At 58.2% G+C, this 14,285-nt stretch carries 11 protein-coding genes; 2 read left to right on the top strand and 9 right to left on the bottom strand.

The genetic code is table 11. The features are described 5' to 3' along the window. Positions 1-65 precede the first annotated feature (65 nt). The 8 genes from NB231_RS09580 to NB231_RS09615 form a co-directional block, all read right to left on the bottom strand. On the bottom strand, positions 66-1,349 hold the full coding sequence (locus NB231_RS09580) for a sigma-54 interaction domain-containing protein (protein WP_005002181.1): 1,284 nt from the start codon (positions 1,347-1,349) through the stop codon (positions 66-68). Further along, entirely contained in the window at positions 1,346-4,396 is a 3,051-nt protein-coding gene (locus tag NB231_RS09585; protein ID WP_198007282.1) for an ABC transporter transmembrane domain-containing protein, read from the bottom strand. The genes NB231_RS09580 and NB231_RS09585 overlap by 4 nt, the downstream gene beginning before the upstream one ends. A 107-nt stretch (positions 4,397-4,503) precedes the next feature. Further along, positions 4,504-5,256: a peptidylprolyl isomerase gene (locus NB231_RS09590; RefSeq protein ID WP_005002185.1), complete on the bottom strand. Its 753-nt coding sequence runs from the start codon at positions 5,254-5,256 to the stop codon at positions 4,504-4,506. A 41-nt stretch (positions 5,257-5,297) separates the two neighbouring features. Then, positions 5,298-6,683 carry an HlyD family efflux transporter periplasmic adaptor subunit gene (locus NB231_RS09595; protein ID WP_005002187.1) on the bottom strand — a complete coding sequence of 462 codons (1,386 nt, stop codon included), beginning with the start codon at positions 6,681-6,683 and terminating at the stop codon, positions 5,298-5,300. Next, the gene (locus NB231_RS20045) at positions 6,673-9,084 is read right to left on the bottom strand and encodes an FHA domain-containing protein (protein ID WP_005002189.1); all 2,412 of its coding nucleotides are present in this window, start codon (positions 9,082-9,084) and stop codon (positions 6,673-6,675) included. The genes NB231_RS09595 and NB231_RS20045 overlap by 11 nt, the downstream gene beginning before the upstream one ends. Positions 9,085-9,120: 36 nt before the next feature. After that, entirely contained in the window at positions 9,121-10,548 is a 1,428-nt protein-coding gene (locus NB231_RS09605; RefSeq protein WP_232210437.1) for an efflux transporter outer membrane subunit, read from the bottom strand. Between the two features lie 194 nt (positions 10,549-10,742). Then, the gene (locus tag NB231_RS09610; protein ID WP_005002191.1) at positions 10,743-11,045 is read right to left on the bottom strand and encodes a hypothetical protein; all 303 of its coding nucleotides are present in this window, start codon (positions 11,043-11,045) and stop codon (positions 10,743-10,745) included. 80 nt (positions 11,046-11,125) lie between these two features. After that, positions 11,126-11,377 (bottom strand): hypothetical protein, encoded by a 252-nt coding sequence (locus NB231_RS09615; RefSeq protein ID WP_005002193.1) that lies wholly within the window; start codon positions 11,375-11,377, stop codon positions 11,126-11,128. A 416-nt stretch (positions 11,378-11,793) separates the two neighbouring features. On the opposite strand from NB231_RS09615, the gene NB231_RS09620 reads away from it, so the two are divergent. Next, the gene (locus NB231_RS09620; protein ID WP_040663734.1) at positions 11,794-12,567 is read left to right on the top strand and encodes a MinD/ParA family ATP-binding protein; all 774 of its coding nucleotides are present in this window, start codon (positions 11,794-11,796) and stop codon (positions 12,565-12,567) included. A gap of 56 nt (positions 12,568-12,623) precedes the next feature. After that, complete coding sequence (locus NB231_RS09625; protein WP_005002201.1) at positions 12,624-13,607, top strand: patatin-like phospholipase family protein; 984 nt, start codon at positions 12,624-12,626, stop codon at positions 13,605-13,607. Here the strand turns inward: NB231_RS09625 and NB231_RS09630 are convergent. Continuing rightward, entirely contained in the window at positions 13,604-14,128 is a 525-nt protein-coding gene (locus tag NB231_RS09630; RefSeq protein WP_005002203.1) for an FHA domain-containing protein, read from the bottom strand. The two genes, NB231_RS09625 and NB231_RS09630, sit on opposite strands and share 4 nt — an antisense overlap. Positions 14,129-14,285 lie beyond the last annotated feature (157 nt).

Below are 14,285 nucleotides of genomic sequence, written 5' to 3' on the forward strand. Positions count from 1 at the left end.
CGACTTTCCGACAATCGCCAGGCTTGCGTAAAGCGCGCTACCCACCCAGCGCTTAAGCAATGGCTTCACACTGTCTTACCGGGCCGGAACGACTTGGCGCTGAGACCGTGCTTTTTGAGCAGGGTCTGCAAATAAGAGCGATTCATTCCCGTGTGCTTGGCGAGCACGGTCACCTTGCCCCCGACCTCCCGTAACCGTTGCTCGAGAAAAATGCGTTCGGCCTGATCGCTGGCGATGCGTTTGATGTCGCTCAGCGAATCCGTCGCACCAGACGAATCGGGCTCCACCAAAATCCGCTCGGGTGAACGCGCCCGGGCGCCCTCCGGCAGATGCTTTAGATCCGCCGTTCCGTCGGCCAGACAGGAGATACGAAAAATGATGTTGCGCAGTTCTCGGATATTGCCTGGATAAGCATAGCTCAGCAGAAACTGGCGCAGGCGCGCCGCGAGTTGAACCGGGGGCCGTTGCAACTGCTCTGCGGCCTCATCGCAGAAATAGTCGATCAGTAACGGGATTTCGTCGCGGCGCTCGCGCAGCGCAGGAATGACCACGTGAATGACGCTCAGCCGGTAGTAGAGATCCTCCCTGAAACGCCCTTCCTGACTCATTTGGTAGAGATCTCGGTTGGTGGCCGCCACGATTCGGGCATCCACCGCAATCGACTCATCGGAGCCAACACGCTGGACCTCCTGGGACTGCAGGACACGCAACAGCTTGACTTGGCCCTGCAGCGGCAGTTCCCCGATCTCATCGAGGAAGATCGTGCCACCGTTGGCGCTCTCGAACTTACCTTTACGATCACTGGCCGCGCCGGTAAAAGCACCCCGCTTGTGCCCGAACAGCTCCGATTCGATCAAATTCTCCGGTATGGCGCCGCAGTTGACCGAGATGAATGCCCCGCTGCTGCGTGGGCCGTTTGCGTGAATCACCTTGGCGAGGAGTTCTTTGCCGGTTCCGCTCTCCCCTTCGATGAGCACGGGCAAATTGGTCGGTGCGGCTTTCTCGCCGATCTCCAGGGCCTCGAGGAGCTTCGGACTCTCACCGAATACCCCCTCGAAGATAAAGCTGCGATCGATCAGCGCCTGACGGCGTTGCGGCGCACCCGCCGGGTGCTCGGCAACCGGTGTGGCCGCCTCGGAGACTTGCCCGGCGCTGGCCTGGACAAACCGCTCCTTGCGGGAGAGCGTCATCACCTTGGTGCGCAACTCATTGCAGCGGCCCAGCAGCTTCTGGATTTCCGTGCGGTCAAGCTGTTGGGCCCAGCGCAACGTCGATCGCAGAATCTCGAGTTGCTCCAACAACTCGCCGTAGGCGCTTGTGGCAGGTTTCTTGAATGTAAATTGTTTCATCGGGCACCGGCGATCTGTTTCTGCACTAATTGATAGTACATGCCCTTCTTGTTTACCAGATCCTGATGCGGCCCCTCCTCCACGAGCCGCCCTTGGTAGAGCACCAAGATTTTGTCGGCTTCCATGACCGTGCTCAGCCGATGCGCGATAACCACCGCCGTGCGGCCTTTCAGGATTTCACGCATGCTCTTGAGAATGTTGCTCTCCGATTGGGTATCGAGCGCCGAGGTCGCCTCGTCAAACACCAGCAGGTTAGGGTCATGGTAGAGCGCACGCGCGATGCACAGGCGCTGAACTTGACCGCCGGAAAGCCCCATGCCGCGCTCGCCGACGACCTGCTGGTAGCCGAGCGGGAAATTGCTGATAAAGCCGTGCGCATCGGCAAGCTTGGCGACTTCAACGATCCGGCGTTGATCCGGATTCTCTTCCCCGATGGCGATGTTCTCGGCCAGCGTGCCCGAGAAGAGCAGATTGTTCTGCATCACGTAGCCGATATGGGCGCGGAAGTATTCCTTGTCGATCAGGCTCAAATCATAGCCATCGACGCTGATCCGGCCCTCCGTCGGCAGATAGAACCCCACCAGCAGCTTGGAGAGCGTGGTCTTACCGGATCCACTTTGGCCGACAACCGCAACCACCTCCCCAGGTTTGATCGCGAAACTGATATTCTCCAACACATAAGGGTTTTCCCTGCCGCCATAACGGAAATAGACACCCTCGAAACGGATATCGCCACGCAAATCCGGCAAAACGATCCGCGTGCTGACCTCTGCAGCTTTTTGTTCGGGTTCGAGATCCAGCACGTCCCCCAACCGTTCCATGGCAACGCCGGCCTCGTTGATCTGATCCCACAGCCCGACCAGCCCCATCAGGGGTGACATGACGCTGCCCATCAGCATATTGAATGCAATCAGCTGGCCAATGGTCAGTTCCTGGTTGAGCACCAGATTAGCACCCACCCAAAGAATAACGATGGTCGTTGTGGCGCTGAACAGTTGCCCCAACGTCCCGACGATGGTCTCGAAGCGCTGTGCCTGATAATTCACTTCGAGCGATTTGGCGTATTTTTTTTCCCACTTGAGACGCAGCGAGCGCTCGATGCCCATACCCTTAACCGTCTCCGCCGCGGCAAGCGTCTCCATCAAGGTCGACTCCGCATCGGTGGAAGCCGTAAAGCTCGAGCGGGCATAGTTTTTTATCTTCGGCGTAATCAAAACCGTCAACAGCACGATCGGGACGATCAGCATAATCAGCAGCAACGTCATCTTGACGTTGTAAAGAAACAGCACGATGAAATAGACGAACACCATCAGCAGATTAAGCAGGGTGGTGATGGTCGACTGCGTGAGAAAGGCCCGGATCGTCATGTTTTCTTGGAAGCGGGCGAAAATGTCCCCGGTCTTACGGGTGGAGAAAAACGAAATGGGTAACGACAGTGTGTGCTTGAAAAACTGCGACATCATGGCGAAATCGAGATTTCGGACCATGAAGCTCGCAAGAAAGCCGCGCAATAAATTAGTGAGCTGAGTAAAAAGATGCGCGATCACCAGGCCGATGATCAAAATATGCAGCAGCTGAAAGCTCTGATGCACAACCACCCGATCGAGGATATTCTGCACGATGATCGGTGGCGCAACCCCGAGCAGCTCGATGACCAACGTCGCCATAGCCAAATACCCAAGAATGCCCTTGTAGGGCCTGAGATAGCCTACAAAGCGTACCCACGGCGAGCGCCCGGTGGCGATCTGCACCATTTCCGTACCGGGCGTGAAGAGCAAACAGGTGCCGCTCCAACCTTTCTCGAACTCCTCCAGCGTCATCTTGTTGAAGCCGAGCGCCGGATCGGCGATCCAGACATGGCTTTTGGAAACGCCGTAGACGACGATGTAGTGGTAGCCTTCCCAGTGGGCAATAAAAGGCAAGTCGAAGCCCAGCAACGCTTGATAAGTGCATTTGACCGCCCGTGTAGTAAACCCGAGCGACTCGCCCACACGTGCCAAGCTATCCAACGTCGCACCCTCGGTCGTGACATTGGCCAGCTCACGCAGCTTGCCGAGCGTCATGGGGATGCCGTAATGCTTGCAGATCATCGCCAAGCAGGCCGCGCCGCAGTCCATCTCCTCGGCCTGCGCCACCAGCGGGAAGCGTTTTAGCACACGCTCGCCCAGCCCGGGCCGGCTCGTAAGGTCGAGCAGCACTCGTCGACCACGGCGCTCGGCGAGCTTCTTCTGCCGCAGCAGATCGCGTTCGAGGAAACGGATGCGCTCCTCGAGCAGTTCCCTGAGCTTCGGATTGCGCTCGAGAATGAAATGAACCGTTTGCTGCGTAATAACAATAAGCGTGGTGTCGCTATCGGCAATCGCGCTGGCCACTTGCTCTTGTTGGAGCAGGCAGGCCTTCTCTCCGAACACGTCGCCTTGACGTAGACTGGCCAGCGGATAATCCCGCCCTTCCTCCGTGCGCATCAACCGAACCCGGCCTTTGCGGATCACAAAGAGCCGTTGCTCATCGCGCGCGTCCTGCTCCACGATCACTTGACCGGGTCTGACCCGCTTGACCCCGATGCTGCGGATGAGCTCCTCAAGCTCGTTTTTGTCCACTTTGCGGCGCAGGTCGAACAACCGGGTGACAAACCCTCCGGCCGCTTGGATGGCGGCGTAATGGGCGATATAGGTTTCCGCCTGCTTGTTGTCCGCGAGAATCGCGCTAAAGGCCGCTCGCGGGATATGGATCAGTTCGGTTCGCGACGAGGCACGCACCGAGGATTCATGGCGGTAATCACGCAAGGCGGCGATCTCGGCGAAGACCTCGCCTTCCTTGCGAATCCCCATGCTGATTTCTTTGCCCCGATCCTCGGTGAAAACCCTGACCGCGCCGGATTTGATGATGTACAACCCAGTTTCTGGCTCGCCGGCGTTGCAAACCGTATCGCCGAAATCGTACACCTTGATCTCGGCCTGACTTCCCAGTACGGCCAGCTGCTCGCGGCTGAAGGCAGAGAGGATTTCGACTGTGGCGAGAAAATCGGTGAGCGCTACTGTATCCACTGGTTGCTCTCCCTCACGCCTTCGCTTCGGGGCCGTGCTCAGCCGCCGCGCCAAACTCATCGCTGCTTAGTAAAACCCATCCCCCTAAAAGCAGCCATCACGAGAAACTAAAGCACTTCCAGGCGATGCTCTTGAGCGCGGGCCTCAAGCCAGGCCCGGTAGACCAGACGGCGCACTTCTTTCTCGGTTTCAGTATCGAGAATGGCCGGATGCCTCGCCTCGACCTTGAAGATTTCATAGAACAGCTCATCGGGGGTTTGGAACGGCCCCAGTAATTCGCCTGCCGAAGCGTTGAAAACCTTGGCTTCGATCTCGTCCTGCAGCTCGCCGCGCAGTACCTTACCCACCAGCCCACCGTTGTGCTTGGTATCATCGTCGAGTGAGTGCTCGCGCGCGAGCTCCGCGAACATATCGGGCTCTTCCTCGGCGAGCGAGAGGATCTCCCTGGCCTTGTTCTCGGAGTCCACGACGATGTGGCTTATTTCGATGCCTTCGAATTTGGGTGAGTTGAGACTGAAATACTCCTGAATGGCCTCGTCCCGACGAACTTCCTCCAGCATTTTCTCCTTGTATAAGGTATCGCTTATATAGGCCTCAAAATCATCTAGGCTGACCCCCAACTGCTGTAGGAACTCCTGCGTATCCTTGGCCCGATGCAGACCTTCGACGCGGCGTATTTGATCGAAACGCTCCTGAATCTCCTCGAGCGTAATATTGATGCCCGCCCGTTTCGCGGCATGCACCGTGAGCTTTTCGCTGACCAGCTCTTCAATCAAATTATCGAAGGTCCCATTGAGTTTTAACCACTTCACCAGCCCATCCGCGCTGATTGTCTCTTCGTCGATTTTTGCAACTTGCATTATGGGTTACCTCAGTTTTCCGCGCCTGGTGCGCAACCGAATCACCAGGCTGTTACCTCGCGCAGCGGATCCAGCGCTAGATCGATCAGACGCCGCTTGCGCACAACGATCTCGGCCGTACCGCTCATGCCGTAGCGCAGCGGAATCTGCGTGTTACCTACGGAAAAGGAGTCCCGCTGCAACCCGATACGGCCTTTGTAAGTCGGCTGCTTGTTTTGCGCATTTGCGCTGGCCGTCGGAGAAATATACTCCAGGGTCCCTTCGATCAAGCCGTAGCGCTGGTACGGAAAGGCAGGAAACTTTAGCTTGGCCGGCATACCCTCCTGCAAAAAGGCTCGCTCCGTCTCCCCGATGGCCACCTGCAGCACCGGGCGCGCGCCGGCCGGTGCGATGCTCGCGATGGGCTGCGCCGCGACCACTTTGTCCCCCGGCTGGGTCAACGCCAATCTCGTAATCACACCGGCGACGGGTGCGCGCACCAACAGCAAATTCTCCTCATCAATGTCATCGAAGCTGACCCTTGCCGCCCCTTCGGCGGTTGCTCGCGCGATGCGCAGCTGCAATTGCCCCTCATTTTCCAGGGTGGCCAACTCGAGTTTCTTTTGCGCATACTGGGTACGCAGGCTCAAGAGCTTCTCTGCAGTCTGCTGGACCTCCGCCTGGCTGCTTTGGTACACCTTGCTCAAATCGACCTCGAACTGTGCCAGCTCGGCTCTGGCCAGATCATAGGTGGTTTGCTTGGCCGCATACTCGCGGCGCTTGGTGTCCACTTGCTGGCGTGAGAGACCACCACCGCCCGGCGAGCGGAATAGACGTTCATACTTTTCGGCTTCCGCACGCGCGTAGTCGAGCTCGTTTTTCGCCTCCCTCAGTTGCGCGCGCGCCTTACCGAGCCTGATGCGCTGCTCTTCACCGAGCTTGGCGATGGCTTGATTGACGCGCTTATCATGCAACCGCTGCGCTTGGTCGATTTGAACCCGCAATAGGTTGAGCTGCTGCTCTAAGACACGGATGCGATCCGGGAGCAAATCATGTTGCTGCTGGGCATCAGTCAGCTTCAACTTAGCCTGCAGGGCCTGGGTCGCGAGCTGGATGGCATCGACGGCTTCGACCCGGGCCAGCACGTCACCTTTGGCAACGGGCATCCCCTCTGCGAGATAAATATTGACCAACTCACCATCGACCGGCGAATAAATGCGCCGCTCTTCCCCGTCGGGCCCGAGTACACCGCCGGCTTGGACGATGACATCGGCATGGCCGATAAAAGACCAGGCGGCACCCGCCAGCAGCAGCGCGAAAAGCAATAAAATCAATACCCGGATCAGCCGCGACGGCTCGGAGGAGAGAATCGTGATTCCTTCGGCACTGTGATCCTCCAGAGCGTCTTGCAAACGCGGCTGGTAAAGTACAGGCCTTTTATCGCTCATGGTCAACCGCCTCCAATGGGCCCGGCAGCAGCGCCAGTTTGGCCTTCAACAACGAGGCATTCATTACGATGCGCATGTCCTCGAGCCACTGGCGCTGACGTTTGATCTCGGCGAATAAATTCTCATAGAGCTGCTGAGCCGGTGCTGGAGCGGCCTTCTGGAGCAGCGCATAGGTGCGCATCATGTGGCCCGCCTGCTCGAAGGCGCGCGAGAGCGCCCCGGCCTGGCGCCGGAAGGCAGCCGAGACGACATCCTCCAGGCGCAGCAAACCATCGATGCCGCCCTTGGCCTGATAGCGCGACCACTCCCTGCTGGCCTGTTGGAATTGGTGCTGCACATCAAGCAGCGCCTGTGCTCGATAAGTCTGGAAATCACCGTTGAGGGCGCGGTGCATATGCGCATCACCGATCGGATCCAAGCGATTATAGAAGGCGAGCAACCTGCCTCCGTAGTCTGCACTGTCTCGGGCCTGCTGCAACGCGCGGTAATCTTGCAAAACCTTTTTATAGCGCTGCAACCGTTGCTGCGCCACCTTACTCCACGGCTGACCGGCAAGCCCCTGCAACAGCTCGAAGGCGGGATCCCAATCACCCCCAGCCCAGGCGCGCTCCGCTTTTTCATACTCTGCGGCGATTTCGGGTGGCGGGAGCTTTACGGCGATCTGCGCCTGTGCCGCTTCACGAAACAGCGGCGTCGCGAATTGGCCATGCCGACTCAGCCGCAACGCCGCATCGAGGTCCTGGCTGCGAATCGCCGTCTGAATCGCCTGCCAACGCTCCAGATCCAGCCAAACGCGTTGCATACCGCCGATGCGCGGATATTGGCTCTGGAACGCCTTGAGTACGTCCGTCAATTCGCCCGCGCGATCGGCCGCCAAATCATTCCGAATGGTTTGCGTAAGCTGGGCAATCGCATGCAAATAGCTCGATTTCTCATTTTGCAGGCCCGCCAAGTGGCTTGCCACGCGTGCCCCTACGGGCCGGCATTCGGGCACATAGTCCATGAGCCGGGTCAGCCGATTCCGATGGCCACGGGAGTCGTTCTCCCACCACTCGACCAATTCGCTGATCAACGCCTCGTCGTGGAAGATGACGATTGGGGCTTGGGGGCCGCCGCGCTCGACTATGAATCGCTCCAAGCGGCCGGCCCATTCGAGCAGGGCCAGCATCTTCCGCGCATCGTCATTGAACCGGCTCAATTGAGCGGCGGATGCGAGGGCCTGCTCAGCCCCTTTGAAATCGCCGTCCTCCAGCCGTGCTATCCAGACAGGCACCACCTGGTTAGCTACAGACTCCGTACCGAGTAGACTGATCCGTTCGTTGTCGGGATGCGCCTCCAGATAGCGCTCGGCCATTGCGGCGCTGTCGGCATACCGCTGCTCGGCCATGAGTTCATGGATGGCTCGCTCAGGACTGCCTTTGAGATAAAAGCCCAACGCGAGCGCCACCGTCAGCAACCCGCCGGCCGGCAGAAGCCAGAGCCAGCGGCGTCTCGGACGATTCGGCTGCTCATCGGTAAAAGCCAGTTTGAGCTCGGCCAAGAAAATGCGCACTCGCCCGAACAACCCCTCGCGCCGCGGCTTGCCGACGCCTCGCTTGGCCTTGGCCTTGGCAAGGGCCGGGTTGTCCGCGCTGGCCTCGTCGGTATCGGCCGGAGCATCGACCTCCGGACAGAACGCATCGAGGAAAGAGTCCGCCGCCGTGACGAAAATGGTTCCCGGCTCTTGGCTGAACGCCTCGGCCACAACCGGCCCCAACTCCATGCGATAGCTGAAAAATTTCCCTCCGAAGGCAATGTTTGCGCGGTCTTCGAGCCGAGCACCGGTCACCAGGCGCCGTCCATCTAGGAAAGTACCGTTAGTGCTGCCCAAATCCTCGACATACAGGCCGTCTTGCTGCCGAAAGATCAGCGCATGACGGCGGGATATATAGCGGCTCTCCTCGGGAAAATGCGTCTTGTAGCCTGAAAACACACCCACATCCTTGCCGATCAGGAAGGGGAAGTGATCGATGACGATGGGCTCGAGTGGAGTGTTCTCGGACGTCGGTACGAGAACCAACGTCAACGGCGCAGCGCCGGGCTCGGGCCGTTGTGGCTCGGAAATTTCGATTCGAAAGCATATCTGCCCCGCAAAACACAGCTCGTCGCCATCCTGTAGAGTCACCGCACGCTTGTGCACGGCCCGGCGGTTGACGGTCGTGCCACCACGACTGCCGAGGTCTACCACATGCAGCGTATCCTGCTGGCGGAACAACTTCGCGTGGCTCGCTGACAAGCCCACGGCCGCCCCATCAGAAAGCGCGGCAAAAGGTGCCTCGTTGCGACCGACGGTAAAGAGATCGTCACGCACGACGATCTCTCCGAGCTCTGGATGAGACAGCGGCTTGAGCGTGAATTTCATAGCCGACCCGCCCCCAAACGGCGCACTCGGGGGCTGTTACTCCTGCAGCGTTTTGGAGACGATTTCCGACGGCCAACCGCCTCCCAACGCCTTGTACAACGTGATGGTGTCACTGAGAATCTGCTGGTGTAACGTAAGCGCCAACAGCTCGGCCGACAACAGCCTACGCTGCGATTCAAAGACCTGCAGCTGCGAGACCAGGCCGATCTTAAGCTGAGCCCTAACCTGTTCATTAACGGTTCTGAGATCCTTGAGCTGATCCTTGAGCGCTTGCATCTGCCTCTTACGAAAAGCCAAGCTCACCAACGCGTTTTCGACTTCCTCATAAGCCGTGATAACGGTCCTGCGGTACTGCTGCGCTGCGATTTTGGCGCGCGCCTCGTTGACATTGACGTTCGCCTTGAGCGAGGCATCGAAGATCGGCACGTTAATGGCCGGAGCAAGTCCAAACGTAAAGCCTTTGAGCAATGATGACAGCACGCTGCTTACGGCCCCACCATTGGCCGTCAGGCTAAAAGACGGTAAGCGAGCGAGCCGGGCCTGCCCGATCAGATCATAGGCCTGCAGCACACGATACTCGGCGGCAATGATATCAGGCCGGCGCGAGAGCATATCGGCTGGCAACCCAGCTGGGACATGGGGTACGCGCACACGCTCGAGCTGCCCCACGACCGGCACCTTGAATTCACCAGCCGGCGTACCCAGGAGCGTAGCCAGCTGGTTTTCCGCGACTTGGCGCTGGCGCTCGAACTCCAATAGCAGCTGCCGCATATCGCTGCCCTCGGCGCGCTGCTGCAGCACCGCGGTCCTTGCTACCAGCCCGTCCCGGTACTGTCTCTCATAGATCGCCAGAATCTGCTGGTTATTTACCAGGAACTTTTGCTGCTGGCCACGCTGCTCATCGAGTTGGCGGATCAAAAAATAAATACTGGCAACATCGGAGGCAAGCGTCAGGTAACCGGCGCGCCAATCCGCCTGCGAAGCACGCACGGCCGCCTGCTGAGCCTCGACCCCCTTACGCAGCTTACCCCAGATGTCGATCTCCCAGTTCAACGCGCCACGCGCACTGTACTGGTGGGTAGTGGTCGGATCGGCAAACTCTCCAGGGAGAATCTCAACACGAGAACGGGTCACGCTTGCCTGCGTCGTCGCATTTACGGTCGGCAGCCTCGTTGCCTGCGCCTGCCCTACGGCCGCGCGGGCTTCTGCGATGCGCCCCGCCAGGATCCTGAGGTCTATGCCCTGAGCAACGGCTTGCCGAATGAGGCTATTAAGATAAGGGTCCTGAAAACCACGCCACCAGTCGGGTTGAATGGCGTTGGCAGCAGCAATCCCGGTGGGATTCGCCGACCAGGTCGACTTGCTCGGCGCCTGCGGGGTCGTGTACTCGGGGCCGAAAAAGCTACTGCAGGCACTCAGCAGCCCAAGACTCATTCCGACAAAAAGAGTGCGGCAGGCATTCATCGACGGCCGTTCGGCGCATTCATTGCCGCTTTTCGAGCGCTGGACTCCCATGGTCTGGTGGCCCTCTTCAAAGCCTACCGCCCTAGGTATAGAAGGGCTGCTATGGATTCGTTTTCCTAAAGTCTGGTACATGCTGCTCAGCGGTCAATGCGGGCACGCGCACAAAATGGACCGCCGAATCCGCCGCCGCCCAATCAGGCCTTTTGATTCTGAACGATGACGGCATTTTGTTCGATTCGATTGTTGTCGCCGATAGCCAGCGCAGTCTGCTGGACAACGGCATGCTGCACCTGAGAGGCACCCGCGCCGAGCGCCAGAGTCTGCGCAAAGACGAACGGCAACGGGAATCGGCGGCTGAACTTCTGCAGCATGCGTTGCATCGAGTATTGACGAGCCAGAGCCCCAAACAGAGCGCTACTGCCCCCTACAACACGCAGCCGCGCTTGCCGATCCAGGGTTTTCTCGACATTGAGGTCTTGGATCGTGAGTGCTGACATGATGCTCTCTCCTGTAATTACCTAGTCAAAATAGGCGGGGGGTTGTCGCAGGAAACCCCCGCCTATTTAGGGCCGGACGCTCAGGCGCGCTGGCCTTGACCAATGATTCCGCTTACACCGAATGGCTTCAAATCGCCAAACCCCACCACCGTATTGTTGATGACGGCGACCTGAATCTGCGGAGTGATCGTTTGATTCAGAACAATAGGAGACGGGAAAGGCTTCAAATACCCACCACCCCAACCGCCATTCACTCCACCCTTTACTCGCCGGCTCGCCTGCCGGTCCAACGCTTTAGCCACGCTCAGGTCACGAATCATAATGTTCGCCATATCTTGCACTCCTTCCTAACTGTCGATTGCAGAGATTTTCATTCCGAGAGCACAATGCCCTCGTTGCCTAACGTAATGCAAATTGCATGCCGTAAATTGCAAAAGGTGAAAATTAAAAGTACCTATATGATTTTCAATAATTTAATTATAGGACGGAGATTACGATGAGCCACCAGGATGCGCCCCGGCCAATCAGAAAACGTTTTTTATTAGCAAACCTTTTCTATTGAAAGAGTTGTCCGGGTAAACAATCGAACATAACCCTGTGAGCCTCCCGGCCAGATCACCGCCCGAAGCTCACCCATACAACCGGTCGGATGGCCCTAGGATCGATACAGAATCTAGAATTAAGGTAGAGCAGCATCGCAAGACCCTGGTGGGCTCTAGCGGATGCAACAATCACAAGGGGCATGACGATGGCGCAAATCGTATCGGTACACTCCTACCGAGGCGGAACCGGCAAGAGCAACATCACAGCAAACCTCGCCTTCCTGCTGGCAAAGCGAGGACAGCGCATTGCCGTGCTGGATACGGACATCCAATCGCCCGGGGTTCACCTGATCTTCGGTATCGAGCCCGAGCGCATGGTCTACACTCTCTCCGATTTCGTATTCGGCAAATGCGAGCTGGCTGAAACGGTCTACGATATCGATCACAACTGCGGCTTGGCTGATTCAGCCGGCAAGCTCTATTTGTTACCCTCCAGCCTGGCGGTGGACGACATATCCCGCGTGGTTGGCGAAGGCTATGATGTCCACTGCTTTAGTAGAGAGTTCAAGCAGCTCATCGCCGAGTTACAACTCGATTTCCTGTTTCTGGACACGCATCCGGGACTCAACCGGGAAACCCTGCTCACCGCCGCCATCTCCGATCAATTGCTGATCCTCCTGCGGCCGGACAAACAGGATTACCATGGAACAGCGGTCCTACTGGAGGTGGCAAGCCGCTTGCAAGTGCCTAACATTTATCTGGTGGTCAACAAAGTAGCCGAACGCGTTGATTCGGAGACGATGCGCAACCAGATTCGTTCAGCCTATGGCTATGAGGTGATCGGTATTCTGCCTTTGGACGCAACGATGGCCATACTCGGCAGCCGGGAGCTGTTCGTCGGATGCCAGCCACAGCATCCGTTGACCAAAGAACTGATCGCCATCGCCGCACGTCTTATGACCGACGGAAATGCATGCTAACCATAGGAAGCCGCAAACGCTCGGGCCGAATCCGGTGGCCATCCCGCGGCCGGAACATGGCCGCAACGAATAGCCTCGATCGTCAAAAAACGATCGAATCGCAACTGGAAGCGGAGGACTACAGCACGCTGCACCGCCTGGCAACGGCCGGCGAACATCGCCTGGTCGTCTCGCTCGGTGGTGGCTCCACCGCGGGATTGTGCGGCAATATCGCCCTCATCCACCTGCTTGAAGAGCTGGAACTTAAGCAGCATATTAGCGAGCTTTGGGGAACCAGCGCCGGTGCAATCGTCGGAGGAAGCTGGACCACCGGCACCACCGCCGCCGAGATGCTCGCCACAATCCGTAATCTCGACTCTAAAGATACGGTCGATCTATGCCACGTGGCCATCCTGCGCTCCTTGCTGCTACGCCCGTTCGGGCGATTCCTACCCGATGGCCTCATCCAAGGCCGACGGCTTGCTTTGTTGATCGATGCAGGCCTGAAGGTCAAAGACTTTCAAAGCTGTACCATCCCGTTTCGCTGCATCGCCTGTAGCGACGACGGCCGCAATCGCCGCAAGGTCTTCCGCAAGGGACTGCTGTTACCCGCTATCCTCTCCAGTATGAGCCTGCCCGGCATTCTGGCCCCGCGGCCTGCCCTCGAAGGCGAGGAATGTGGTTACTACGACGGCGGATTAGTAGAGAAGACCCCATTGATCTCGCCGATCGCCGAGCACCTGCGCAGCGGGGACAAGCGCAAGCTCTTGCTGATCGCCACCCATTTCAGCGGCGATGAGCGCCGCAAACCCGCACACGGCTTCATCCACCGCTTCGTGCAGAGCATCTACGCACTCGAGGAGGCACTATGGGGGTATCAGCTCAAGGAAGCGCGGCAGCGCTACCGGGATAAGGTTACCCTCTTGCTCTTGAACCCTCATATCGTCGAACCAACGCTGTTTGACTTCAGCCACGTTACCGAGCACTACCTGCGGGCACGCGAGAATTTCAAGCACAAACTGCGCAACGGCTCGCTCGCCTTGACTTTCGGCGCCGACTAGCGTGTTGTCGTCTTATCCGCCTCGACGAGACGGCGCTGGGTACCGCCGTCAGAACCGAGAACGCGAATCAGCAGGTCATCGACCTCCTGTTTGACCTTGCCTCGATCAATACTGATCTCAAACAAGCCTTGCGAATTGAACAAACGCTGGGGACAATGAAACAAGAGCAGTTGCTCTCCCAAAGCGAGGCTATCACCGTGGCTCAGACACCACTCCCGGCCGGCCGGAATCTTCTGTCCATTGACATAAACGCCGTTGCGAGAGCCGCTATCCACAATGGAATAGCGATCTTCCTCACAAGCAACGTAGGCGTGCTCACGGCTTACGGTAGCCGAAGCCAAGATAAGATGATTCGTATCACGGCGCCCGATAGTGATGCGCGGGCGGTTTAGCTCAACTTTTTGACCGACGCCGCGGCCGTGGATCACTATCAGCTGCGCCGTATTTGCAGCCACGCCATCATCTCGCAGCAAAGCACACACATTGAACACCTGGGTCGAGGTGTCGTTCTCCTCCGTCATTTTTCACTTCCAAATGGTTGCGGCAGGTACACAAGAAAGTATACGGTACGCGCTTCACACCATTCCCACCCGATCGTCTCAGCCTGAGTTACGCACCACCGCACCAAGGTGGCGCAAGCGGCCCGCCCCATGCGGGGTGCGATCGGGAAACGCTGGA

The sequence above is a fragment of the Nitrococcus mobilis Nb-231 genome (genome assembly GCF_000153205.1).
In the GTDB taxonomy this organism is placed as follows: Bacteria; Pseudomonadota; Gammaproteobacteria; order Nitrococcales; family Nitrococcaceae; genus Nitrococcus; species Nitrococcus mobilis.